Raw genomic sequence first — 25641 nt, 5'->3', positions numbered from 1 at the left:
TGACAAGCAACAAGAAAAATCGTTCATGAGCACCAAGACTTCCGATCCGGCCGGTTCCGGACAAATCAGGGAAACCCGACTTGCCGACGCGCTGAGCGAACGTTATCTCGCCTATGCGATGTCGACGATCATGTCGCGTTCCCTGCCTGATGTGCGTGATGGTCTCAAGCCTGTGCATCGCCGTCTTCTTTACGCCATGCGTCAGCTTAAACTGAACCCGGAGCAGGGGTTCAAGAAATGCGCGCGTGTTGTCGGTGACGTGATCGGTAAATATCACCCGCATGGTGATCAGTCGGTCTATGACGCGCTGGTTCGTCTGGCCCAGGATTTCGCGGTGCGTTATCCGCTGGTCGATGGTCAGGGGAACTTCGGGAACATCGATGGCGATAACGCTGCTGCGATGCGTTACACCGAAGCCCGTATGACCGCGATTGCTGCCGCCCTGATGGACGGCCTTGACGAGGATGCGGTTGATTTCCGCCCGACCTATGATGGTGAGGAACAGGAACCGGTTGTCATGCCGGCAGCCTTCCCGAACCTTCTTGCCAATGGTGCGGCCGGTATCGCCGTGGGTATGGCGACCAATATTCCGCCCCATAACGTTGGCGAATTGTGCGCTGGCCTGATCAAGCTGATTGATGATCCGGAAACCTCGATTGCGCAGCTGGCGCGCTGTGTCCCAGGGCCGGACTTCCCGACCGGTGGTGTTTTGGTCGAACCGCGTGAAAACATTCTTGAAGCCTATGCCACGGGGCGCGGGTCGTTCCGCCTTCGGGCAAAATGGGAAGTCGAGAAGCTGAGCCACGGTCTGTATCAGGTCGTGATCACGGAAATTCCGTATCAGGTTCAGAAAGCCAAGCTGGTTGAACGTATTGCCGATCTGATGGTGGCAAAGAAATTGCCGCTTCTGAACGATGTTCGCGATGAATCGACCGATGTGATCCGTCTGGTTCTGGAACCACGCACCCGTGCGGTTGAGCCGGAACATCTGATGGAAATGCTGTTCAAGAATACTGAACTGGAAATCCGGTTTGGCTTGAACATGAACGTTCTGGATGCGGATAACACGCCGCGGGTGATGAACCTGCGTGAAGTGCTGCGCGCGTTCCTTGCACACCGTCAGGACGTTCTGATCCGTCGTTCCAACCATCGGCTGGCCAAGATCAATCATCGTCTTGAAGTGTTGGAAGGCTATCTTGTTGCCTATCTCAACCTTGATGAAGTGATCCGGATCATCCGTTATGAGGATGAGCCGAAGAACGCATTGATGAAGGCCTTTGACCTTACCGAAGTGCAGGCGGATGCGATCCTGAACATGCGTCTGCGGTCTTTGCGCAAGCTCGAAGAGATGGAAATCAAGAACGAGCACGCCAAACTGACCGAAGAAAAACAGGGTCTTGAAGCGCTTCTTGCCAGCGAAAGCATGCGCTGGGAGAAAATCCGCGACGAGATCGAGGTGATGCGCGAGACCTTTGGCAAGAAAACTGCCATTGGCAAACGCCGTACCGAGATCGGTGATGCGCCGGAAGAAATTGAAGTGCCGCTGGAAGCGTTGATCGAACGCGAACCGATTACGGTCATCTGTTCGAAAATGGGCTGGGTACGTGCGCTTAAGGGCCATGTTGCCGACGTCAGCGACCTCAAGTTCAAGGATGGTGACGAGCATCGTTTTGCGCTGAAGGCCTTTACCACCGACAAGCTTCTGATCCTCTCAACAGCCGGGCGTTGTTACACCATGTCGTGTGACAAGCTGCCGGGCGGGCGTGGCCATGGTGAGCCGATCCGTCTTTCCATCGATCTGCCCCAGGAACATGACATCGTTTCGATGGTTGTTCACAAGGACGGGCGGAACCTGCTTGTGGCAAGTTCTGGTGGTCGTGGATTCCAGGTGGCCGAAAAAGAAGTGGTCGCACAGACCAAGAACGGCAAACAGGTTCTTAATCTTGGTACCGGTGAAGTTGCCAAGATCTTCGAGCCGGTCGAAAACGATCATGTGGCGGTTTTGGGTGACAACCGCAAGCTTCTAATTTACCCGGTTTCCGAAATCCCGGAGATGACCCGTGGCCGTGGTGTGATCTTGCAGAAATATCGTCAGGGTGGCTTGTCTGACTTGATGCTGTTTAACCTTGAAGACGGTCTGAGCTGGACCATGGGTGGCAGTGAAGGTCGTACCCGTACCGTGACCGAACTTGCTGAATGGATTGGCAAACGTGCCGGAGCAGGGCGCCTGCCGCCGAACGGTTTCCCGCGGTCCAACAAGTTCGAATAACACGCGATACAAGACGTTTATGAAAGCCGGATGGTGCGATGCCATCCGGCTTTTTCTCTGCGTGAATGGCGAAAAATGATGCAGGACCGATCATTTGTTACATTTCCCGGCAGAAATGGCGGAAATTCGGTGCAAAAGATATAGCGTTTTAGGTGGTTAATATGTAACTTCCCACCCTGATAAGCAGGATGCTCGCAATTTTCCTGTGAAATTCAAAAAGGGCTTGGGAGTGAAAAGTGAGATTTCTCGGAAATTTCGTCCGCGTGATCGATGGTCTTAATGACTGGATTGGACGCGGCGTGGCCTGGCTGGTGATCCCGATGGTGGTGATCACGTTTTTGGTGGCCACATTGCGTTATGGTTTTGCGATTGGCTGGGTGTCGATGCAGGAAAGCTATATGTGGCTGTATGGCATCATGTTCATGGTCGGTGCCGGTTATACGCTGCTGCATGGTGGCCATGTCCGCGTCGACGTGTTCTATCGTCCGGCTTCGGCTCGGTACAAGGCATGGGTTGATCTGTTTGGGTCCCTGTTCCTGCTGGCACCGGTCATCATCATGATGTTCATGTACAGTTACCCCTATGTTGCGACCAGTTGGGAGCGCATTGAGGGATCCCATCAAACCGGCGGGCTTCCGGGCCTGTTTTTATATAAGTCTGTGATTTTGGTCTTTTGTGTCCTGATGCTGCTTCAGGGGCTGTCGCTTGCGGCACGCAGCATTCTGGTCCTTGCAGGTCACAAAGAGTTTGAAATTCAAGAAGAAGAGCACGAGGGCGTCTGATGTCGGGGGAAATTCTTAGCCTGGTAATGTTCGCCGCTGCGTGCGGTGTGCTTCTTCTCGGTTTTCCTGTTGCCTTCTCGCTTGCGGGGACCGGTCTTGCATTTGCGCTTATCGGCAATTCGATGGGCGTTTTCGATATGCCGCTTTTGGGCTCCTTGCCGTCACGCTATTTCGGTGTGATGACCAACGAGCTTTATGTTGCGATCCCGCTGTTCGTGTTCATGGGCGTGATGCTCGAACGCGCCCGGATCGCCGAGAAGCTCCTGACCACCATGGGCATGCTGTTTGGCACCATGCGTGGCGGTCTTGGCATTTCGGTTGTGATTGTTGGCATGTTGCTGGCCGCATCGACCGGTATTGTCGGTGCGACGGTTGTGACCATGGGTTTGCTCAGCCTGCCGGCGATGCAGAAAGCCGGGTATGATCCGAAACTTTCGACCGGTGTGATCTGCGCATCCGGTACGCTTGGTCAGATCATTCCACCGTCCATCGTTCTGGTTCTGCTGGGTGATATCCTTCAGGGGGCCTATGCCGAGGCGCAGCGTTCGCTTGGCAACTGGGCACCGGAACCGATTTCGGTGATGGATCTGTTTGCCGGTGCCTTTATCCCGGGTCTTATGCTGGTTGCGCTTTATATCGGCTGGATCATCATCAAATCACTGATCGATCCGAAGTCGGCCCCGGCACTGGTGGAAGGCAAACGCCCTGAAGGTCTTTGGGGTGAAGTGCTGCGCGCCTTGCTGCCACCGGCATTGCTGATTGTTGCAGTTCTGGGCTCGATTCTGACCGGTATTGCGACCCCGACGGAATCGGCTGCATTTGGTTCGGTTGGTGCGACCATTCTGGCTGCGTTCTACAAGCGCCTTGATATGCCGGTTCTGCGCCATGTGGTGCGCCAGACGGTTCAGGTCAGTGCGATGGTGTTTGTCATTCTGCTTGGTGCATCGGTATTCTCGCTGGTGTTCCGTGGCCTTGGTGGTGATCACCTGGTCGAGGAACTGCTTCACAACCTTCCTGGTGGTGTGTTCAGTGCGATGCTGGTCGTGATGTTGCTTATGTTCTTCATGGGCTTCTTCCTTGATTTCATCGAGATCGTCTTTGTCGTGATCCCGATCGTGGGTCCGATTCTGCTCAAGCTTGATATCGATCCGGTTTGGCTGGGTGTGATGATTGCAATCAACCTGCAGACCAGCTTCCTGACGCCGCCATTTGGCTTCGCGCTGTTCTATCTGCGCGGTGTGGCCCCTGCGGCAATCAGGACACTTGATATCTATCGCGGTATCATTCCGTTTGTGATCATTCAGATGCTGGGCCTGTGCCTTGTTGCGGCCTTCCCATGGCTGGCAACCTGGTTGCCGAGCATTCTGTTCTAGGAACGATAGCGACATATCTTCAAAGAAAAAGGCACCCAAGTCGGGTGCCTTTTTTATATCTGTTTTCCGCCCGATCAGCTTGGCACAGGGCAAACAAAAAGGGCTGGCAGATGCCAGCCCTTTGTCGTTTTCCGGTTTCGGAGAACTTAGTATTTGAACGGCAGGACACGTGCCTGTGCGAATGCTGATTCCGAGAATTTCGACCATGCGATCGACTGGGTACGGAAGGCAATCAGGCTTTCGAAGACTTCCTGAGACAGCGGGTTCGACGCAACGAGGTCACGCAGAACTTCACCGGACAGTTTGCCAAGGTTGGTGAGAATGTCGTCAGAGAACGGACGAACATCAACGCCGTGCTTGTTACGCAGGGTATCAAGTGCCTGAACGTTACGGGCGGTGAATTCGGACAGAACCATCTGGTTAACGGCACGGTTTGCCTGCTCGACGATGGCTTTCAGATCATCCGGGAGTGCGTTCCATGCATCCAGGTTGATGAAGTTGTCGAGAACGGTCGCCGGCTCGTGCCAGCCCGGGTAGTAGTAGTATTTCGCCGATTTATAGAGGCCAAATGCAAGGTCGTTATACGGACCAACCCACTCGGTCGCGTCGATCGCGCCCGACTGAAGGGCCGGCGGAATTTCGCCACCCGGAAGGTTCACAACGTTAGCACCTGCGGCTTTGACAACTTCGCCACCAAGGCCCGGAATACGCATTTTCAGACCTTTATAGTCATCAATGGTGTTCATTTCCTTGTTGAACCAGCCGCCCATCTGCGTGCCGGTGTTGCCCGACGGGAAGAACTTACAGTTCAGTTCTGCATAGACCTTGTCCGCCAGTTCCTGACCGCCACCCCACTGGAACCATGCATTCTGTTCCTGGGCGTTCAGACCGAACGGCATTGCGGCGATATACTGGGTCGCATCAACCTTGCCTTTCCAGTAGTAAGGCGCGCCGTGGCCCATTTCGACCGTGCCGCTGCCGACAGCGTCGATGGCTTCGAATGCCGGAACGATTTCACCCGCGCCGAACACGGTCACTTTCAGACGACCTTCGGATGCCTTGGTGATGTATTCGGCAAGAAGGTTCGCACCGGTGCCAAGGCCCGGAAAGTTTTTCGGCCAAGTGGTGATAAGGCGCCACTCACGGACGTCCTGGGCAATTGCCGGTTTGGCGAAAGTTGACGCGGCAGCAGCAGTCGCACCTGCTACGGCGGCGCCGGAAAGAAATTGACGACGTTTCATTGGTTACAACCTCCCAAAGATGCAAGCTCATGATTTATCAGTAAAAGCCGGTCTTATCGGCTATGAACCGCAGCTTATATGCGTCTTTACGGGCAGGCAACCAAGGATCGAGTTGTCGTATCGTACTTTAGTCTAATTGGGAAAAGTGGTTCAGGCAATTGGTGCAGAGCGCAAGCCCAAAAAGCTTATTCGGAGTCTTCCATTGCGACCCACTGGCCGTCTCTAAATCCTTCAAGAGGCTGGAAGCGCATTTTATAAGACATTTTGCGACACTCATCGATCCAGTAACCCAGATAGATATGGGGAAGTGACAGCATTCTGGCTTCGTCGATCAGATCAAGAATTATGTATGTGCCCAGTCCCCGGCGGTCTTCGGCAGGATCAAAGAAGCTGTACACCGCTGACAGGCCGTCAGCCAGAATATCGACCAGTGCGACGGCAATCAGGCTGTCATCCGCACGACGATATTCAAAGATCGAGGTTTCCACCGTGCTGTCTTCGATCATTGCACGGTAGTCACGTGCATCCATGCGCGCCATGTCACCATTGCCGTGGCGGGCATCCTGATAGGTGCTGAAAAGTTGATATTGTTCCTGCGTCGCAGTTGGCGGCATGACGCTGCGGACAAGGTCGCTGTTTTTGTTCTTGATGCGGCGAAACGACCGGCCGGGAGTAAACCCTTCACAACACACACGTACCGGAATACAGGCGTTGCAGTCGCTGCATGCGGGCAAATAGGCAATGGAGTGACTGCGACGGAAACCGGCCCGCGACAACAGATCATGGACATTGTTGGCTTCTGGCCCGCGCAGCTCGGTGACCAGCTTACGCTCGAACCGGCCGGGCAAGTAGGGGCACGGCATTGGTGCGGTCATGAAATAATGCTGGGTCAGGCGCCGCTGATTAACTGTCACTTGGTCCGATCAGTCCCGGTCACATCAAGAAGAACTACCTTATGAGATTAGGTTTGATTTATGACAGTTTAAAGGCCTGACAAGCAAAAGGGCACTGAATTCTCATCCAGTGCCCGAAATCACTGTTGCGACGGGACCGAGAAGGTCGGGCGGCGCTGGTTTTCATCTTGTGCCGGTTGGGCTGGTGGCGCCGGGCTTTCACCTGCTGGTGCGGTCTGACCGTCACCGGTCAGCTCAGAGCGTTCACCGGTACCGCGCAGCAGGGTGATGCTGATACGGCGGTTGCTTTCATTTTCAGGTGCATCGGGTAGAAGCGGGTCCGTATCCGACAGGCCGGCAACCTTGGCAAAGCGGGCCGTTTCAAGCCCCATGTCTTCAAGGGCGCGACGGGTTGCAAGCGCACGGTCAGCCGAAAGTTCCCAGTTGGAATAGCCATCCGTTCGGTTAAATGGCACAGCGTCAGTATGGCCTTCGATCGAGACATCCTGGGGCATATTTTCGATCACGTCAGCTACTTGCTGCAACAGAAGCCGGGTATGTTCGGCCATGGCAGCACTGCCGCTCGGGAACATGGCCGTTCCGTCTTCATCGAGGATCTGGATGCGCAGGCCTTCGTCGGTATTTTCAATACGGATGTTCTTTTCAAGGCCTTGAAGTTCCTCGTTGGCTTCGATTGCCTTGAGGAGTTCTTCCTGTGCCTCGTTTAATTCCTGTTCTTCCATCTGGGCAACCCGGATGGCTTCGCGTTGTTCGGGTGTTTCAACCGGCGGGATATCCATGCTGATGCTGGGATTGCCGAATTCAGAACGCATCGAGCCTTCTTCGGCAAGGCTGGTACCACCCAGCAAGCCACCAGAACCCGACGCATTTTGCGAGATGGTTTCCGGCGTGAAATACATCGATACGCCTTGCAACTGTTCCTCGGTCGCGCTTGAAAGCAGCCACAGCAGCAGGAAGAACGCCATCATCGCCGTCACAAAGTCAGCATAGGCAACTTTCCACGCACCACCGTGATGCCCGTGCCCACCTTTCTTGATCTTTTTTATGACGATATCTGGCATGTGCTGCGGTGTCCCTTAAACGAACTCAGGTTCAGGCCGACGGCGCGTCTTGCAGCGCATCGTCGAGTTCCTTGAAGCTGGGCCGAAGATTATGCGGGAGTGTCTTGCGCGCGAATTCAACCGAGACTTGCGGGGCATATCCCTGCATATGGCCGATCAGCGCGGCTTTGATGCAGCCATAATATTTCCCGTCCATATCAACAGTGTTTTTGATGATGGATGCGGTCGGGCCAACAAAGCCATAGGCGCCCAGAATACCAAGGAAGGTGCCGACAAGGGCGGCTGCAATCAGGCCACCGAGAATTTCAGGCGGCTCGGTAACTGAGCTCATGGTGACAATCACACCAAGAACCGCGGCAACAATGCCAAGTGCCGGGAGGCCGTCACCGGCAGTCTGAACCGCAGCTGCGACGGCATGTTCTTCTTCATGGTGGGTTTCAAGTTCCTGATCCATGACCGCTTCAAGCTCATAGGAGTTGGTTGTACCAAGGGTCAGCAGTCGAAGATAATCGCACATGAATTCCATCGCATGATGATCTTTCATCAGCGTCGGGAAATTGGAAAACAGGGCCGAGCTTTCCGGGTTCTCCACGTGGCTTTCAAGTGCGAGGTCGCCTTTGGATTTTGCCAGACGGAAGACCGCGTACAGACAGATCAGGAGTTCCTGGTAAGCTGCTTTTTTCTTGGGGCCTTTCATGGCGCGCAGAGTGTATGTGAAGGATTTCTTCACAATGCCAAGCGGGTTCGCCGTCAGATAGGCACCAAACGCTGCACCGAAAATGATCAGAACTTCAAGGGGTTGGACCAGAATTCCAAATTCGCCATGCGGCAGATAACCGCCCAGAACAGAGCCAATTACGATAATATAGCCAATGATCAAGAACATTCTTTTTCTTCTCCGCTACCCCACGCCAGATTCCTGAACGATCATCCCCGTGTTCATTGAAACATCTGTCTTCTGCGGCAGTGCAGAACGCGTTTCTAGCATCTATATGCTCTTATTAAGTTTTAATCTTATTAACATCGCGTTTAAATTAGCAGCGAGTTAGGTTTGACAGGGCGATGATTAGACGCCATTTTCCCCAAGCCCTGCATGCGGGGCGCGTCAACCATCCGACTTCGTATACAAGAGCATTCTTAAATATGTCTTTCTCTCCGCGTGATTTTCGCGATTGCCTTGGTCAGTTCACAACCGGTGTGGCCGTTGTAACGACCCGTGCTGCCGACGGTGCAAAAGCAGGCATTACCATCAACAGCTTTGCCTCGGTATCGCTGGATCCGGCGCTGGTTTTGTTTTCGGTCGATCACCGTGCTGCGACGCACGCGCTGTTTACCGGCGAGGCGACGCGGTTTTGCATCAATATTCTGAGCCAGGACCAGAAACAGGCATCCGAGGTGTTTTCAGCCCCCGGACAGGATGGCTGGGACAAGATCGCGTATGAGGATGACAGCCTTGGCATGCCGCGCCTGACCGGCAGCGTTGCCGCGTTCACCTGCGAGCGCCATGCATTGCACGAAGGTGGTGATCACAGCATCATCGTTGGCCATGTCCGCGAACTGGTGATGGGGGAAACGGGCGCGCCGCTGCTGTATTACGGTGGCCGGTATCGCGCCTTGGGCGACTGAGTGCGCCTTTAAGGCCGTGCTTAAAGAAATAAAAGGGCCGCGGCGGAATGCCAGCGGCCCTTTTTGTTTGCGAGTTTGTTTGCGTAATGTTTCTCAGTCGAGCGACGTGTTGCCGAGCAACCGTCCCCCAAAGCCTTCCTTGATCAGGCGGTCAATCACATCCTGACCGTGCTGGGTGTCGCGGACTTCAAGAACCATATCAACATCGGTCTGCTTGGCCGGAACATCATAGAAGTGACGCTTGTGGTAAACTTCGATGATGTTGGCATCTTCTTCGCCAATCAGCGCGCTGATGGTCGACAATGCGCCCGGGACATCGGGGATCTCGATCCGCACGCGAACAAGACGCCCTTCGCGCGCCATGCCGCGCATCAGAACCTGTGCCAGCAGGCGGGTGTCGATATTGCCACCACTGATAACCAGGCAGACTTTCTTGCCCTTGAAGCGCTCAGGGTGATCGAGCAGGGCGGCAAGCGGGGCAGCACCGGCACCTTCGACGACACTTTTTTCGATCTCGATCAGCATCTGGATGGAACGTTCGATCGAGCTTTCCTCGACCAGAACGACATCATCAAGCTTTTCCTTGCAGATCTGAAGCGTGAGGCCGCCGGGCTGCTTGACCGCGATGCCCTCGGCAATGGTTACGCCACCGCCGGTGAATTCCTTGTCATGCATGCCTTCATACATGCAAGGGTACAGCTTGGTCTCAACGCCAACGACTTCGATGTCGGGTCGGCGGGATTTGATTGCGGTCACAATACCCGATGCCAGGCCGCCGCCACCAACCGGTACGACGATGGTGTCGATATCGTTGGTCTCATTGAGGATTTCGAGCCCGACGGTCCCTTGACCGGCAATGATATGCGGATCATCAAACGGGTGCACAAATGTCAGACCGCGTTCCTGTTGAATGCGACCGGCAGCCTCCAGGCTTTCGGCAAAGACATTGCCGGTCAGAACGACTTCGGCACCGTGGGAGCGCGTATGATGCACCTTGGTGTAAGGCGTGTTTTTGGGCATCACGATGGTGGCAGGGATACCAAGCCGCTTGGCGTTATAGGCAACACCTTGCGCGTGGTTTCCGGCCGAAACGGCGATGACGCCTTTTTCGCGTTCTTCGGGTGTCAGGCTTGCCAGTTTGACATAGGCGCCCCGTTCCTTGAAGGAGGCGGTATATTGCTGGTTTTCAAGTTTAAGATAAACTTCCGCCTGGCAAATGTTTGACAGCGTTAAAGATTTTACCAGTGGTGTTTTGGCGACGATGTCTTCAAGCAATCCGGATGCGCGAACGATATCGTGATAGGAAACAGTCATAATTTCCATGCTCCTGCGGCCGCCATCTTTATGGTGAGGTGGCAATATTATCATGTGTTGGGTGAAAAACGGTAATCAACCGGACCTGTCATCCGCAGATGACAGGGATCACATTCGCAGGTCGGAAATACCCATAATCATGGCGATCACACCGGCACGAAGCGTCGAGCGGGAGTGTGATGCGAAGATGTCAGTAGCTGCAGACATAGCCATGTACTTTCCGGGTTTGGATGTGTTTAACAAACGCACCTTTGCGGATTGCAGGGGCAAGGTCAAGTACGCGAAAAGAAAAACCGGGTTGCGTTATGTGCAACCCGGTTTCTTGATGTTTGGCGTGTCTGACGCGCGACCTGTTATTCCATGTTCAGGATAACGGTCTTTTTGTAGGTGAAGTGCTCAAGCATGCTTTCAAGCGATGCTTCCTTGCCAAGACCCGAAAGCTTGATGCCGCCATAAGACAGGTTCGGCTGAACAACAAGGTTCTGGTTGACCTGAACGAAGCCGGCTTCAAGGCGTTTGGTCGCGACAAGGGCGGTTTTAAGGTCCGTCGTCCAGACGGTTGCTGCCAGGCCAAAATCGCTGTCATTGGCAAGTTCAAGCGCCTCTTCAAAGGTTTTGAATTTAAAGACACAAGCAACCGGGCCAAAGATTTCTTCGCGGGCCACACGGGCATCTGGATCAACATCGGTGAAGATTACCGGGCGGACAAACAGGCCGTCGGAAAGGGCGCTGTCAGTGGGAAGGGCGCTGAGTTCGTTCTTGGTGGCACCTTCTTTCTCGCCGGTTTCGATATAACCGCAGACTTTGTCGAACTGTTTGCGGTTGATGATCGTACCGATGTCGGTTTCTTCATCCAGCGGGTCACCCATTTTAAGGCTGTTGACCTTATCGATCAGGCGTTTGACGAATTCGTCATGCAGGCTTTCATGCACCAGCATGCGCGAAGCTGCCGTGCAGCTCTGTCCCTGACGGGTAAAGCGCATGCCGCCAATTGCACCGGCGATGGCCTTATCAAGGTCGGCGTCGCCCATGACGATCATCGGTGACTTGCCACCAAGTTCGAGGGTGACCGGAATAAGCTTTTCGGCGGCGGCGCGGTAAACAGTCCGACCGGTTTCAACCGACCCGGTGAAGGAAACCTTTTTGACATCCTTGTGTTCAACCAGCGGGCCACCGCATGACGGACCAAAGCCCGACAGGATGTTAAATACGCCAGCCGGCAGAACTTCCTGCATGATCTGGCACACGCGCAGAACCGCAAGCGGGGTGTCTTCGGCGGATTTGACGACCACCGCGTTGCCTGCAACCAGTGCGGGGGCGACCTTGATCGCCATCAACATCATCGGTACGTTCCAGGGAATAATCGCACCGACGACGCCCACGGCCTCGCGGGTGGTGAGGGTCATCATGTTCGGGTTGAACGGAACCGTTTCGCCCTTGAGCTCGGACGCGAGGCCGCCAAAGAAGACGAACATATCTGCCAGAACCGATGCCTCGACCCGGCTTTCAGTGCGCAGCGCCTTACCTGATTCCAAGGCGACCAGACGACCGAGTTCCTCGGAATGCGACATCAGGACACGACCGCATTCAGACAAAAGCTTACCGCGTTCACGTGCCGGGCGTTCGGCCCAATTCTTCTGCGCCTCTTTGGCGGCGGCGACGGCGAGTGCAACGTCGTCGGCATCACCGTCGGCAGCCTGACCGATGACCTTGCCGGTTGCCGGGTTGAGAACATCAAAGGTCTTGCCGTTTTTCGGGGCGACAAGCTTTCCGTTGATCAGATGATAGCCGGACAGTTCCTTGGCCAGAACAGATGGATCAAGGATCGGATCGATGGGCATTTCAGGCTCCCTGTAGGTTGACGTGCGGGACCGCTCAAACGCGTGGGGCGCACGATATTGGTTATTTGGTATTGGTTTACCAAATTATCGGCAGGGCGAAGCAATATCAAGCGCAATTCGTGCGCGATTAGAACGATAGCAAATTCAAGGAACATGACAGCCTGCAAAAGGGCTGGTAGGCTTAACGCGCTAAAAGGCCAGCCCGGCGGCGGTACGTGTCTGGGCGCCTGATATTCGTAAACGATGGAGTATATTGTGCCACGTCATTTCGATACGACGTTCGATGTTGTTAAGGAACTCAAACCTTCCTATCCGGTGTATTGCCTCAGACCCAATATTCTTCGAGAAACAGCGCAGCGCTTTGTCGAAATGTTCCCGGGAGACGTCCTTTATGCGGTGAAATGCAACCCGCATCCGGAGGTCATGCGATATCTTCACGAAGGCGGAGTACGTCATTTTGACACCGCTTCGCCCGAGGAAATCTCTATCGTGCGTCGCCAGTTCCCGGGGATGAAGGCCTATTTCATGCATCCGGTCAAAAGCCGCGATGCCATCCGCAATGCCTATCGGGTGTTCGGGATTGATCACTATGTGATCGACACCATCGAAGAACTTGAGAAAATCCGCGAGGAAACCGAGGGCGATACGAACCTGGTCATCCATGTGCGTCTGGCGACCCCGCCAGCCGGTGCGACCTATAACCTGTCGGCCAAGTTTGGCGCGCGTCCGATGGTGGCGGCCGAGCTTCTGAAAAAGGTTGATGAGTACGGCTATCATGCCGGGCTGTGTTTCCATGTAGGGTCGCAATGCACGACGCCGACTGGTTACCGGATCGCGGTCGAGATTATTCGTCAGGTCGTCGATTTTTCCGGTGTGAAGGTCAAGCATATTGACGTGGGCGGCGGTTTCCCCGGTCAGTATATGAACCAGCGCGGTGCCAGCCTTGAAGAGTTCATGGATGAGATCAAGGATTGCATCCGGTGGCTTGATATGCCCGACACCACCTATATGTGCGAACCGGGCAGGGCGCTGGTTTCCAGCGGTATTTCGCTGATCACGCAGGTTCACTTGCGCAAGGAAGATACGCTGTTCATCAATGACGGTGTTTACGGCAGTCTGTCGGAAACCGTGACCGGGCAGTTGCGGTATCCGGTTCGCCCGATGCGTATCGATGGCGATTTCGATGCCGAGGAAACACTCGATTTCACGATATATGGCCCGACTTGCGACAATATGGATGTCTTGCCGGCAACCGTGACGCTGCCTGCGGATATCCGCGAGGGCGACTGGATCGAGTTCGGTCATATCGGGGCCTATAGCAACGCGCTTGCCACCCATTTCAACGGGTTCCATCCCGAAGTGCAGGTGACGGTGGGCGAAGCTTTCCCATATGTGGATGGTGAATTCCCCCACGTTGCGATGGACTAGGGGGGTGATCCCAAAACCTGTGTGAAACACAGATAAAATCGATCATTGCGGTAAAAAGGTACTTGTTTACCTATAATGGTTGGTTGCACTATGCTGCCCGCACAAAAGACCGGCAGGGAAACCTGCCGGTCAATTCTAATGTTTCGGGGAAGCAGTAAAGTGACCAACAGCCTATTCATGCGCATTCGTGACCGGTTTCCGGCAGACCTGTCTTCGGTTCTGATCGAAACACCGGATGGCAAAACCTATAGCTATGGCGATGCGGATGATGCGTCAGCCCGAATTGCGGGCCTTTTGACGTCGCTTGGTGCGAAAAAGGGTGATCGGGTTGCGGTTCAGGTCGATAAATCCCCCGAAGCACTGTTTCTTTATCTTGGCTGCATTCGTGCAGGGCTGGTTTATCTGCCGCTTAATACCGCCTATCAGGCGGGCGAGCTTGCCTATTTCATGGATAATGCATCTCCCATTATTTTCGTGTGCCAACCCCATCGTGAAGATGATGTCAAGGCGATCGCGAACGAGCAGGGTGTATCGCACGTTCTGACCCTGGGCATGGAAGCCGAGGGCAGCCTGATGGACGGGGCGGCATCGCAATCCAAGGAGTTTGCCCCGGTTGCCTGCGAAGATGATGAGCTGGCGGCCATTCTTTACACATCTGGCACGACCGGCAAGCCCAAGGGGGCGATGATGACCCAGATGAACCTGTGGTCCAATGCGGCGACGCTGGAAAAGCTTTGGGGGTTTACGGGGAACGACACGCTTCTGCATGCCTTGCCGATTTTCCACACCCATGGGCTTTTCATTGCGTGCCACTGTGTGATGCTGTCGGGATCGAACATGTTTTTCCTGCCGAAATTTGATCGCGACCAGGTGATGGGACTTTTGCCGCGCAGCACCGTGATGATGGGCGTTCCGACCTTCTATGTGCGCTTGTTGTCGGGCGATGATTTCACCGCCGATGTGACATCAAACATGCGGTTGTTCATTTCTGGATCCGCACCGCTTCTGCCCGAAACCTTTACTGCCTTCAAGGAGCGCACGGGCAAGGCGCTGCTGGAACGTTACGGCATGACAGAAATGGGCATGGCGACGTCCAACCCGCTTGATGGGGAGCGCATTGTTCACACAGTCGGTCCGGCATTGCCCGATGTCGAGGTGCGTGTGTGCGATGAAGACGGTAATGTTTTGGGAACGGATGAAATCGGCGTGCTTGAAGCACGTGGACCCAATGTGTTTGCCGGTTACTGGCAGATGCCCGAAAAAACTGCCGAAGAATTCCGCGATGACGGGTTCTTTATCACCGGTGACATCGCCAAGATCGATGCCAAGGGATATGTCCACATCGTCGGGCGTGCCAAGGATCTGTTGATTTCCGGCGGGTTTAACGTGTATCCGAAGGAAATCGAAACCCTGATCGACAAGATGGATGGCGTTGTTGAAAGTGCCGTGATCGGCGTTCAACACCCCGACTTTGGCGAGGCGGTTGTCGCGGTGATCGTACCGGAAGAGAAGGGTGGGCTTAGCGAAGAGGGCGTGATTTCTGCGATTAAATCCGAGCTCGCCAATTTCAAGGTGCCAAAACGCGTGTTCTTTGTTGATGAACTACCGCGCAATGCGATGGGCAAGGTGCAGAAGAATGTTCTGCGTGAAGAACACAAGGCGCTGTTTGCCAATTAGTGCAGCACGCGTTTGTTTCGCGCCCCTGAAATGCAGGCAAAGAAAAAACCCCGACAGAATTTCTGTCGGGGTTTTCTCGTGGACGCTACGGTCGTGGCTTAGCGACCGAAAGCAACTCGGTGTGCTACATCGTCGATCATGTCGCGGTTCAGACCGATGTCTGCCAGTTCGCGCGGATCGAGTTTACGCAGCGCGCTCTGGGTCTGGTACTGAACGCGCAGAGCGCGGAGGAAAGCAAAAATCTTGGTTACGATCATTTCATCACCTATTTCAAACCGGCCGATTGTTCGGCGTCTAATTCAGTTAACCGGCATGTTCTCACCGAGATATTCCGAAGCGGAATAGTTAGCTGGTTTGACGTGTCGGTTTGTATGGGATGTATCGAATGATCAACTGCTTGGCGGCGCATTCATCAGTCGATACGTCCTATTCATTTCGTGAGGGCAATCTACGGGGTAATGCGCAGATAATCCAATGCGTTTTTTGCATGCCTGTGGCTTGAAAAGTGCAAAAATCGCTGAAATCTCTAGTTAACCTGTCTAATGTGCGCATGTCTGCGGCGTGTAGTACTTTTCAGAGCTATGCGCACGATGCATGGATAATTGGGTCGTGTGAAGTGTTCCGGTTGATTATCCGCGTTTGTGGTGTTGCGAATAATTTTACGTGTAATTAAAGCGCTAATCGGTTTGAATACGCCGGAATTTGAATGACGTGCTGTTTGAGTGGGAGAAACGACGATGAGTGCCAATCGGTTGCAACTGGATTTTGCGCAGGCCATGGGTGCTTATTTGCGCTATGCACAGCGTCTGCCACAGGTTCAGCCCGATGCGGTTCCGGCCGCCACCGATTATGTCGATAACCTTCTGGCGATTGCCGATCAGTTTGACCTGATCGTGTTTGATGCCTTTGGGGTGCTTAATAGCGGACAAAGCGCCATCCCCGGCGCGGTCAAAACGGTCGCCGCCCTCCAGGAGATGGGCAAGAAGATTGCCGTTGTCACCAATGATGCCTCAAGCTCGGGCGAGGCCATTCTGGCGCGTCACCGCAATCGCGGTTTTGATTTTGACAATAACAGTCTGATCAGCAGTCAGCAGTTTGTCGCACCCCTTATGCGTGAACATGCCGATATCACCCATTGGGGGGCGATGGCGCCGACTGACTGGCCGTTTGATATTCTGCCGGGCGATGTTGAACCGCTTGGCCGTGATCGCGCGCTTTATGATGCCGTGGGTGGTTTTTTGCTGATTGATTCCGATAGCTGGACCGATACGCAGCAAACCCTTCTGGAAGCAAGCCTGAAGGACAATCCGCGTCCGATCCTTGTCGGCAACCCGGATATCTGTGCGCCGATGGGTGATTTCCTGTCGGTTGAGTCGGGATATTTTGCGCATCTGGCAGCCGACGCATCGGGTGTGATGCCGCAATGTGTTGGCAAGCCGTATCATCATGTGTTTGAGGAAGTGCTGAAACGCCACCCGGGCGTTGATCGCAACCGTGTGCTGATGGTGGGCGATACGGTGCATACCGATGTGCTTGGTGGGCTGGCATCGGGGATCAAGACCCTTCTGGTGCATCGGGGCGGGTTCCTCGATGGACAGGATATCGAAGGGGCGTTTGCCCGATCCGGCCTGCGTCCGCATTTCTGTGCACGCGCAATTGGCCATGGCGTTGACGTTGATGCCGAGGCGGTTGCCGTTCAGTCCGCCTGATGTAGAGCCGCGTTACCCAAAACAAAAGGGCCTCGATTGAGGCCCTTTTTTAATGCGGAATTTATGATGTCGTGGCGGAAGTTTAGCCTTCCAATGCCTCGGCGACTTCAATCGCGCTATAGGTCAGCACGCCTGAGGCGCCAGCACGTTTAAAGCAGGACAGGGTTTCAATCGCGCAGCCGATATAATCAAGCCAGCCGTTTTGACCTGCTGCGCGGATCATCGCGTATTCGCCCGATACCTGATAAGCAAAAACCGGCACACCGAATTCCTGTTTGACGCGATAAAGCACATCAAGATAGGGCAGGCCGGGTTTGACGATGACCGAGTCAGCACCTTCATCCAGGTCATAGGCGACTTCGCGCATGGCCTCGTCACTGTTGGCCGGGTCAAGCTGATAGGTTTTCTTGTCGGCTTTGCCAAGGGCGCTGGCCGAACCGATCGCATCGCGGAACGGGCCATAAAACGAAGATGCGTATTTCGCCGAATAGGACATGATCTGAACGTTCTTGAGGTTGGCATCCTCAAGCGTTTTGCGGATGGCGCCAATACGGCCATCCATCATGTCGGACGGCGCAACCACATCACACCCGGCCTGAGCCTGCACAAGGGCCTGACGCACAAGCGCCTCGGTGGTTTCGTCATTAAGGATCTGGCCATCGACCACGATGCCGTCCTGCCCATCTGCATTGAAGGGATCAAGCGCGACATCGGTGATGACGCCAAGATTGGGGCAGGCATCCTTGATCGCCTTGACAGCACGGCAGACGACGTTGTCGGGATTATAGGCTTCGCGCGCGTCCTTGGTCTTCAGGCTGGCATCGATATAGGGAAACAGCGCCAGGGCCGGAATGCCGAGCTTTTCGGCATGCTTGGCGGTTTCAACCAGAACATCGACGGACTGGCGTTCGACGCCCGGCATGGACGGGATCGCAGTGCGTTCGTTTTTGCCGTCAATGACAAAGACCGGCAGGATCAGATCATGGGAGGTCAATCGGGTTTCCGCGACCATGCGGCGCGACCAGTCGGTCATGCGGTTGCGGCGCTGGCGGGTGCTGGGGAAGGTGCCATAGGCGAATTTATTGACCATGATCTAATCTCTGTAATGTGAGGCTGGGCAATTTATGCGGCAGATTGCGCCTTTGATCAACCATTGCCCGCAATTTGCAAACGGCTCCGCATGGTTAGCAGATAAACCGGGATGATCATGGCAAGGAACATCGCCGTTAAGGTAAAGGCGTTAACAAGGCCAGCGGCCTCGCCAATTGCACCAATGATTGGTGGCCCGGCCATGATGGCGGAATAGCCCGTTGCGGCAATGATCGAGACCACGGCACCGCCACCTTTGCCGGTGGTCTGGGCTGCGGCGGACAGCAACAAGGGCAAGATCACCGCAAGCCCCATCCCGGCAATCGCACAGCCAAGCCAGGCAACAGCGATATGCGGGGAGAAAGTCAAAACAAGCGTGCCAAGCGATGCCAGCACGGAACTTGTCAGCAACACTTGCACCCGGCCAAAGCGCGTGACCAACGCATCACCCGATAGACGGGTGGCGGCCATCGCAAAGGAATAGATGGCAAAGCCAACGGCGGCCAATGTCGGTCCGGAAGACAGTTCGGAATTCATGAAAACCGTGGCCCAGTCGGTCAGCACCCCTTCGCCGAACTGGCCGATAAAGGCGCAAACCCCGAACGGCAGCAACATCAGGAACAGGTTGCGGTCCTTTGTGACTGTGTTGGAGGTTCGGGTGCCTTCTTTTTCTTGGGCGAGATAGGCGGAAGCATCGTGATCAGCCAAAAGTCCGGCCTGGGCGATTAGATGGGCGATGAGAAACAGCGACAGCACGAAGGGCAGGTGAAACTCATTGCCAAGCGGCAGGGCGAACCAGGCAGCGGCGATACCCGCCCCGACAAAGCCGCCCAGACTCCAGAAGCCATGCAGGCCCGACATGATGCTGCGGCCTTTGATCCGTTCGACCTGCAGGCCATTGGCATTCATCGCGACGTCGAGAAACGCACCAGAAAAGCCCAGCGCAAACATCGCAATCGAAATGCTGAGGTAATCGGGCATGAAGGCCGGAATGCCGACGGCAATGAAATAGAACAGGCCGGAAAAGCGGACCACGCGTTCACTGCCAAACCGATCTGCAAGCCGCCCGGCAATCGGCATCACGGCAAGAACGCCGATGGCGGCGGCCAGAAGAATGCCACCCAGATCATCATGCCCAAGGCCAAGACGTTCCTGCACCAGCGGGATATGCGGCACCCAGCTGGAAAAAGCCGCACCATGCAAAAAGAAGATGGCGCGCACCCGGTTGTGAGCAATGGCGTGGCTTTGCATGTCTTAAACGGCTCCGCAGAGTGGGGCGATATGATCAGGCCTGAATGACATTCAAGCCGCGCCGGGTGTAGTTGGAGAGATAGCCGGTCGAAAGCTTGCGCCCCGTCACCAGATGCGAAATCGCATCAATGTCACAAACCCGATGCGGGAGACTTGTTTCAAGCTTGTCGGCGGTGGTGATGGCAATGACCTCGGCCGATTGGACGATCATGGCGGCCTTGGTGGCGCGTTCTTCGGGGCTGCTGGTTGAAAGACCGGCTTCGGGGTGAAGGGCGCAGGTGCCAAGCAACGAGAGATCAGCGTTGAAGTTTCTGAGTTCATCAAGGGTTGTTGGGCCACATACCGCCATATCGGTCTTGCGGAACGTGCCGCCCAGCATGATGACTTCGGCATTTGGATGATCGGCGAGCTCGACCGCGATCAACGGATTGACTGTGATCACCGTGCCGCGAAAGGACGGTTTCAGATTGCGCGCGACTTCACAGATGGTGGTGCCGCTATCGAAAAATGCCACGCAATCATCGGGGATCAGATCACGCGCGGCCTTTTGGGCAATGGCGGTGCGTTCGGGTTGCAGTTCCTGCGCCCGCTCGGTGTAGCTTTCGTGCGCCGTATTGGGCAGCACTGCACCCCCGTGAATACGACGCAGATAGCCGTTTTCTTCCATTTGGCGCAGATCGCGCCGGATCGTATCAAGGGACGCGTGGAAAAGGGCGGCGAGATCATGGATATGAACCGTGCCCTGACTGCGCAGAAGTTTCTGGATTTCGCCCTGACGGTTGGTGACGCTCGACATCGCACTGCCTGTTTTGCATGTTGTGCATGTATTGCCGATATTGGTTATCCCGGCCCTGCAAAAGCGTCAATAAAAAAACCGGCCAGACGAGGGGCTGACCGGTTCTTGAAGTCTGCAATGATGCGGGGATTGATCAAGCTTTATCAAGCGCCTGGGTCAAGTCCGCCAAAATGTCGTCAATATGCTCGATGCCGATGGAAAGGCGGACATAACCGTCCGTCACGCCCGATGACAGGCGATCTTCTTCGGAAAGCTGGCTGTGAGTCGTTGTCGCCGGGTGAATGGCAAGTGAGCGCGTATCACCGATATTGGCCACATGATAGAACAGCTCTAGCGAGTTGATGAATTTCTCGCCGGCGTCCTTGCCGCCCGCCAGTTCAAAGCCCATCAGGGAGCCGAGACCACCTTTAAGGTAGGTATCGGCACGGCGGCGGCTTTCGCCGTCCTGTTTGCTGGGATGGATGACCTTGGTGACTTTGGAGTGGGATGAGAGAAAGTCGGCGACCTTGATCGCGTTTTCGCAATGGCGTTCCATGCGCAGTGGCAAGGTTTCCATGCCCTGGATGGTCTGGAACGAGTTGAACGGCGATGCTGCCGCGCCAACGTCGCGCAGAAGCGTGCAACGCAGTTTGATCGCATAGGCGACTGGGCCAATGGGCTTGACGGCCTCGGTCCATACCGCGCCGTGATAGCTTGGGTCCGGTTCATTGAGGAGCGGGAAGCGCTTGGCGTGTTTTTCCCAATCGAACTTGCCGGAATCAACGACAATGCCGCCAACCGACGTGCCGTGACCGGCAATGAATTTTGTGGTCGAATACATGACGATGCTGGCGCCATGTTCGATCGGTTTGCAGATCACCGGTGCGGCGGTGTTATCAACAATCAACGGAATGCCAAGATCATCACCGATATCGGCCACTTCACGGATCGGGAAGACCTGAAGTTTCGGGTTCGGCAGGGTTTCGGCGTAGAACCCGCGCGTCTTGTCATCGGCAAGGCGACGGAAGTTTTCCGGATCTGACGGATCGGCAAAGCGGACTTCGATGCCCATCTGTTTGAAGGTGTTGGCAAACAGGTTCCAGGTGCCGCCATAAAGGTCGGTGGAGCTGACAATGTTATCGCCTGCCTGTGCGATGTTAAGGACCGCAAAGGTTGATGCGGCCTGACCCGATGCCAGTGCGACTGCCGCAGCGCCGCCATCAAGGGCAGCGACGCGCTGTTCAAGCACATCATTGGTCGGGTTCATCAGACGGGTATAGATGTTGCCAAGTTCCTTAAGCGCAAAGAGGTCTGCGGCATGCTGGGTGTCGCGGAACTGATAGCTGGTGGTCTGATAAAGCGGCACGGCAACGGAACCGGTTGTCGGTTCGGCGCGGTAGCCGGCATGAAGGACAATGGTTTCCGGTTTGGTCGAAGACATGATGAATGTTTCCCTGATTTTTCGTTGTTCCTGACGCGAGGAGGGTATGCGCAGCCGCCCTGTATCTGCAAGGAACATTTGGCGAAACAGATCAGATACATGCGCGTGACGGGCGTTATCATGCGCAATTATGATAATTCGGTACGATTATACCGAATGAATTGACAAGAAGCCGATTTCACGTTTACGTAAAGGGAAAATAGAAAAGCAAAAGAGGCGGCGATCCAATGGAATTCACCCTGTCTGAAGATCAGCAGGCATTTGCCCAGGCTGCGCGCGATTTCGCACTGAATGAAATGGCCCCGCATGCGGGCGACTGGGATGCAAATCATATCTTCCCGGAAGAAACCCTGCGCAAGGCAGCAGAACTTGGTTTTGCCGCGATCTATACTGGCGAGGAGCATGGTGGCACGGGGCTTGGACGCCTTGATGCTGCGGTCATTTTCGAAGAACTCGCCGCGGCTTGCCCGTCAACGGCGGCCTATATTTCGATTCATAATATGGCCTGCTGGATGATTGATACGTTTGGCAATGACGCGCAGCGCGCGAAATACTTGCCCAAGCTGGTCACAATGGAACATTTCGCCAGTTACTGCCTGACCGAGCCGGGGGCAGGGTCGGATGCCGGGTCGCTTCGCACCCGTGCAGAACGCGATGGGAACCATTACATCCTGAATGGCGAGAAGGCGTTTATTTCCGGCGGATCGAGAAGCGACGTTTATGTCGTTATGGCGCGTACCGGCGATGACAGCCCGAAAGGCATTTCAACCTTTATCGTGCCCAAAGACGCCGAAGGTCTGTCATTTGGCAAGCTCGAAGAAAAAATGGGCTGGAACAGTCAGCCGACCGCGGCCGTTATCTTTAGTAATTGCAAGGTGCCGGTCGAAAATCGTCTGGGTGAAGAGGGCGAAGGGTTCAAATTCGCCATGAAGGGCCTTGATGGTGGGCGCTTGAATATCGCGGCCTGTTCGATCGGCGGTGCACGCGCAGCCATGGAATATGCACGCGACCATATGAAAGTACGCAAGCAGTTTGGCAAAAGCCTTGATCAGTTTCAGGCGCTTCAGTTCAAGTTTGCCGATATGGTGACCGAACTAGAAGCCGCCCGGTTGATGCTTCATAAAGGGGCATGGAAGCTCGATCACAAGACCGACGATGCCACACAGTTCTGTGCCATGGCCAAGCGGTTTGCGACGGATATCGGATTTAACGTCTGTAACGAAGCGCTGCAGCTTCATGGCGGATATGGTTATATTCGGGAATATCCCATTGAGCGGCTTTTGCGCGATTTGCGGGTGCACCAGATCCTTGAAGGTACCAACGAAATCATGCGCCTGATCATCGCGCGTGCAGCCCTGAAAGACTAGGTTATGAGCACAGTTTCAAATTCATCGGAAAATACCGCCGAAGCACCGGTTCTGTTTTCACAGGACGGGCCGGTTGGTCGTATCCTGTTGAACCGTCCCAAGGCGCTGAATGCGCTTGATCTTGCGATGGTCGATATGATGATGGCGCAACTGAAATCCTGGGAACAGGATGCATCGGTAAAGGTCGTCATCGTCGAGGGTGCTGGTGAAAAGGCGTTTTGTGCCGGGGGTGATATCCGTGGTCTTTATGATGCCCGCCAGGTCGATGACGAAGAGATGCTCGATGCGTTCTATCGTCGGGAATATCACCTGAACCATTATATCGCGACCTATCCGAAGCCCTATATCGCGCTGATGGACGGGATCACGATGGGCGGTGGCGTTGGCGTTTCGATCCATGGCCGGTTTAGGGTCGTGACCGAGCGCACGCTTTTTGCCATGCCCGAAACCGGGATCGGTTTCTTCCCGGATGTCGGTGGGGGATATTTCCTGCCGCGGTGCCCGGGCAAGATCGGAATGTATCTTGGTCTGACCGGGGCGCGGATCAAGGCGGCTGATTGTCTTTATGCCGGACTTGCCACTCACGGGGCAGAAAGTGCGGAGCTTGATGCGATCAAGGCGGCACTTGCCAGTGCGGCGTGGGATGGGGATGGCTTTGCCATTGCCGAGGAGATCCTTAGCAAGCATGAAACACCGTTCGGTGTGGCGCCGCTTTCGGAAATCCGCGACGAGATCAATCACTGCTTTGCAGGTGATAGTGTCGTGGCGATCTTTGAGGCCCTGCAAAACGCGAATAGTGCGTTTGGCACAGAAACCCTTGAGGTATTGCGTGGCAAATCACCAACGGCGCTTTGCGTCAGTTTCGAGCAGATACGTCAGGGTGGCGACATGTCGCTGGCTGAGGTTCTGAATATGGAATACCGCCTGTCGCAGCGCATGGTTTGCAAGCCGGACCTGTTTGAAGGTGTCCGGGCAGTGATTGTCGATAAGGATCATGCGCCGAAATGGCAGCATGGCGATATCGGGCAGGTCGACCCGCGCGAAGTGGCGGAATATTTCGAAATGCTGCCAGAAGACAAAGAACTTAATCTTTAGAACGCATTGGGCAGGAAACCAAATCTGCCAGATCACCATAAATCAGAACAAAACACCCGTTTCGGGTGACAGAGGAGACTTCAAATGGCGAATATCGGTTTTATCGGTCTGGGCAATATGGGCGGGCCGATGGCGGCCAACCTTGTAAAGGCAGGTCACGCGGTCAAGGTATTTGACCTGTCTGCAGATGCGGTGGCAAAGGCGGTTGATGCCGGTGCGACGAAGGCCGCATCAGTCGGTGAAGCGGCAAGTGATGTGGCATTTGTCGTGACCGTTCTACCCGCAGGCAAACATGTTCTGGCCGTTTATGATGGACCGGAAGGGGTGATTGCGCATGCCAAGCCGGGCACGGTTCTGATTGATAGTTCGACCATTGATGTGGACTCGGCCCGCAAGGCATCCGAGCTGGCCAAGGCTGCCGGACTTGGTGTTGTTGATGCGCCGATTTCGGGCGGAACGGCCGGTGCGGCTGCCGGTACCCTGACTTTCATGGTGGGTGGATCTGAGGCCGACTTCGCCAGTGCAGAGCCGATCCTTGCAGGCATGGGCAGTAACATCATTCATGCCGGGGGCAGCGGGGCCGGGCAGGCGGCCAAGATTTGTAATAACATGGTGCTGGGTGTGAGCATGATCGCGGTGTCCGAGGCCTTCATGCTGGCCAAACGCCTTGGTCTGGATGCGCAGAAACTGTTTGAGGTCTCGTCCAAGGCATCCGGCCAGTGCTGGGCGCTGACCAGTTATTGCCCGGTACCGGGACCAGTGCCCGCATCGCCGGCAAACCGTGATTATCAGCCGGGCTTTGCCGTTGACATGATGCTCAAGGACTTGAAACTTGCCCAGCAGGCATCGGCATCATCCGGGGCGACAACCCCGATGGGGGCCTTGGCCGAAAGCCTTTATGCGCTTTATTCCAACGGCGGGAATGGGGGCATGGATTTCTCAGCCATTGTCAAAATGCTGGATGGTGAAAAGTAATCATAACGCAAGCAGTCGTGTGAGGAAGCGGGTCCGGTTTGCCGGGCCCGTTTTGTTATCTGTTGCGTTGTTCGAAAATGGCGGCAGAATAGCCATATTCGTTTTTTGACAATATCAGTACAGCAATGGCCACACGCTATAACACCTCAAACGAGATCTATTTTGAACTGCGCAAAGTGGGCACGTACTTGCGCTGCACAGCCATTGACGGAAAGACCGGGGTGGAAGTCACAGTGGCCGGCCCGATTAGCCGTAACCCGGAACAGTTAAAGCGTGTCGCGGCCCAAAAACTTCAATACGTTCTGAACAAGAAATCCTGAGTCCAGTTTGGCACTATTGTTTGCCGCTGGACCAAAAAAGAAAACGCCGCCCGGAAATTGGGCGGCGTTTCTTGTTTCGGCGATTTAAGGGAA

At 55.0% G+C, this 25641-nt stretch carries 22 protein-coding genes; 11 read left to right on the top strand and 11 right to left on the bottom strand.

Going from position 1 to position 25641, the window contains the following annotated elements:
• Window positions 1–25 precede the first annotated feature (25 nt).
• The 3 genes from parC to ACXAIA_RS08295 all read left to right on the top strand — a co-directional run bounded on the left by parC (window position 26) and on the right by ACXAIA_RS08295 (window position 4424).
• Window positions 26–2269, top strand: a complete 2244-nt coding sequence (parC, locus tag ACXAIA_RS08305) for a DNA topoisomerase IV subunit A (protein ID WP_475345904.1) — start codon at window positions 26–28, stop codon at window positions 2267–2269.
• 236 nt (window positions 2270–2505) lie between these two features.
• The gene (locus tag ACXAIA_RS08300; protein ID WP_475345905.1) at window positions 2506–3051 is read left to right on the top strand and encodes a TRAP transporter small permease subunit; all 546 of its coding nucleotides are present in this window, start codon (window positions 2506–2508) and stop codon (window positions 3049–3051) included.
• Window positions 3051–4424: a TRAP transporter large permease gene (locus ACXAIA_RS08295; protein ID WP_475348926.1), complete on the top strand. Its 1374-nt coding sequence runs from the start codon at window positions 3051–3053 to the stop codon at window positions 4422–4424. Before ACXAIA_RS08300 ends, ACXAIA_RS08295 begins: the two co-directional genes overlap by 1 nt.
• 146 nt (window positions 4425–4570) lie before the next feature.
• On the opposite strand, the gene ACXAIA_RS08290 is transcribed toward ACXAIA_RS08295, so the two are convergent.
• The 4 genes from ACXAIA_RS08290 to motA form a co-directional block, all read right to left on the bottom strand.
• Window positions 4571–5665, bottom strand: a complete 1095-nt coding sequence (locus tag ACXAIA_RS08290) for a TRAP transporter substrate-binding protein (protein WP_475348925.1) — start codon at window positions 5663–5665, stop codon at window positions 4571–4573.
• A 185-nt stretch (window positions 5666–5850) separates the two neighbouring features.
• Window positions 5851–6579 carry an arginyltransferase gene (locus ACXAIA_RS08285; protein WP_475348924.1) on the bottom strand — a complete coding sequence of 243 codons (729 nt, stop codon included), beginning with the start codon at window positions 6577–6579 and terminating at the stop codon, window positions 5851–5853.
• Between the two features lie 119 nt (window positions 6580–6698).
• Window positions 6699–7640 (bottom strand): flagellar motor protein MotB, encoded by a 942-nt coding sequence (locus ACXAIA_RS08280; RefSeq protein WP_475345909.1) that lies wholly within the window; start codon window positions 7638–7640, stop codon window positions 6699–6701.
• A gap of 31 nt (window positions 7641–7671) precedes the next feature.
• Window positions 7672–8526 (bottom strand): flagellar motor stator protein MotA, encoded by an 855-nt coding sequence (gene motA, locus ACXAIA_RS08275; RefSeq protein ID WP_475348923.1) that lies wholly within the window; start codon window positions 8524–8526, stop codon window positions 7672–7674.
• Between the two features lie 257 nt (window positions 8527–8783).
• Between motA and ACXAIA_RS08270 the strand changes: the two genes are divergently transcribed.
• Complete coding sequence (locus ACXAIA_RS08270) at window positions 8784–9266, top strand: flavin reductase family protein (protein ID WP_475348922.1); 483 nt, start codon at window positions 8784–8786, stop codon at window positions 9264–9266.
• A gap of 93 nt (window positions 9267–9359) precedes the next feature.
• Here the strand turns inward: ACXAIA_RS08270 and ACXAIA_RS08265 are convergent, their stop codons facing one another.
• Together ACXAIA_RS08265 and ACXAIA_RS08260 are read right to left on the bottom strand one after the other, a co-directional pair.
• Window positions 9360–10580, bottom strand: a complete 1221-nt coding sequence (locus tag ACXAIA_RS08265) for a threonine ammonia-lyase (protein WP_475348921.1) — start codon at window positions 10578–10580, stop codon at window positions 9360–9362.
• A gap of 353 nt (window positions 10581–10933) precedes the next feature.
• The gene (locus tag ACXAIA_RS08260; RefSeq protein ID WP_475348920.1) at window positions 10934–12421 is read right to left on the bottom strand and encodes an aldehyde dehydrogenase family protein; all 1488 of its coding nucleotides are present in this window, start codon (window positions 12419–12421) and stop codon (window positions 10934–10936) included.
• A gap of 243 nt (window positions 12422–12664) precedes the next feature.
• Here ACXAIA_RS08260 and ACXAIA_RS08255 point away from each other — a divergent pair, with 243 nt between their 5' ends.
• The gene (locus ACXAIA_RS08255; RefSeq protein WP_475348919.1) at window positions 12665–13849 is read left to right on the top strand and encodes a type III PLP-dependent enzyme; all 1185 of its coding nucleotides are present in this window, start codon (window positions 12665–12667) and stop codon (window positions 13847–13849) included.
• A 159-nt stretch (window positions 13850–14008) separates the two neighbouring features.
• A complete protein-coding gene (locus ACXAIA_RS08250; protein ID WP_475348918.1) occupies window positions 14009–15526 on the top strand; it encodes a malonate--CoA ligase in 1518 nt (505 codons plus the stop codon).
• Window positions 15527–15624: 98 nt separating this feature from the next.
• Here ACXAIA_RS08250 and ACXAIA_RS08245 read toward each other — a convergent pair whose 3' ends face one another.
• On the bottom strand, window positions 15625–15783 hold the full coding sequence (locus ACXAIA_RS08245) for a DUF1127 domain-containing protein (RefSeq protein ID WP_167718073.1): 159 nt from the start codon (window positions 15781–15783) through the stop codon (window positions 15625–15627).
• A gap of 480 nt (window positions 15784–16263) precedes the next feature.
• On the opposite strand from ACXAIA_RS08245, the gene ACXAIA_RS08240 reads away from it, so the two are divergent.
• Window positions 16264–17235, top strand: a complete 972-nt coding sequence (locus ACXAIA_RS08240; RefSeq protein ID WP_475348917.1) for an HAD-IIA family hydrolase — start codon at window positions 16264–16266, stop codon at window positions 17233–17235.
• Between the two features lie 82 nt (window positions 17236–17317).
• Here the strand turns inward: ACXAIA_RS08240 and hemB are convergent, their stop codons facing one another.
• From hemB to ACXAIA_RS08220, 4 genes are all read right to left on the bottom strand, one after another.
• Window positions 17318–18325 (bottom strand): porphobilinogen synthase, encoded by a 1008-nt coding sequence (hemB, locus tag ACXAIA_RS08235; protein ID WP_475348916.1) that lies wholly within the window; start codon window positions 18323–18325, stop codon window positions 17318–17320.
• A 56-nt stretch (window positions 18326–18381) separates the two neighbouring features.
• Window positions 18382–19575: an MFS transporter gene (locus tag ACXAIA_RS08230; RefSeq protein ID WP_475348915.1), complete on the bottom strand. Its 1194-nt coding sequence runs from the start codon at window positions 19573–19575 to the stop codon at window positions 18382–18384.
• Between the two features lie 34 nt (window positions 19576–19609).
• Entirely contained in the window at window positions 19610–20371 is a 762-nt protein-coding gene (locus ACXAIA_RS08225) for a DeoR/GlpR family DNA-binding transcription regulator (RefSeq protein ID WP_475348914.1), read from the bottom strand.
• A gap of 133 nt (window positions 20372–20504) precedes the next feature.
• A complete protein-coding gene (locus ACXAIA_RS08220) occupies window positions 20505–21791 on the bottom strand; it encodes an O-acetylhomoserine aminocarboxypropyltransferase/cysteine synthase family protein (protein WP_475348913.1) in 1287 nt (428 codons plus the stop codon).
• Window positions 21792–22018: 227 nt separating this feature from the next.
• On the opposite strand from ACXAIA_RS08220, the gene ACXAIA_RS08215 reads away from it, so the two are divergent.
• From ACXAIA_RS08215 to ACXAIA_RS08200, 4 genes are all read left to right on the top strand, one after another.
• Window positions 22019–23158 carry an acyl-CoA dehydrogenase family protein gene (locus ACXAIA_RS08215; RefSeq protein WP_475348912.1) on the top strand — a complete coding sequence of 380 codons (1140 nt, stop codon included), beginning with the start codon at window positions 22019–22021 and terminating at the stop codon, window positions 23156–23158.
• Between the two features lie 3 nt (window positions 23159–23161).
• Entirely contained in the window at window positions 23162–24253 is a 1092-nt protein-coding gene (locus ACXAIA_RS08210) for an enoyl-CoA hydratase/isomerase family protein (RefSeq protein ID WP_475348911.1), read from the top strand.
• A gap of 84 nt (window positions 24254–24337) precedes the next feature.
• Entirely contained in the window at window positions 24338–25228 is an 891-nt protein-coding gene (gene mmsB, locus ACXAIA_RS08205; RefSeq protein WP_475348910.1) for a 3-hydroxyisobutyrate dehydrogenase, read from the top strand.
• A gap of 125 nt (window positions 25229–25353) precedes the next feature.
• Window positions 25354–25548 carry a DUF6898 family protein gene (locus ACXAIA_RS08200; protein ID WP_475348909.1) on the top strand — a complete coding sequence of 65 codons (195 nt, stop codon included), beginning with the start codon at window positions 25354–25356 and terminating at the stop codon, window positions 25546–25548.
• Window positions 25549–25641 lie beyond the last annotated feature (93 nt).

It is taken from the genome of Thalassospira sp. ABL2_045 (assembly GCF_056161285.1).
Note: the sequence above shows the minus strand (reverse complement) of the source record. Positions and strands in the feature narration are given on the sequence as shown.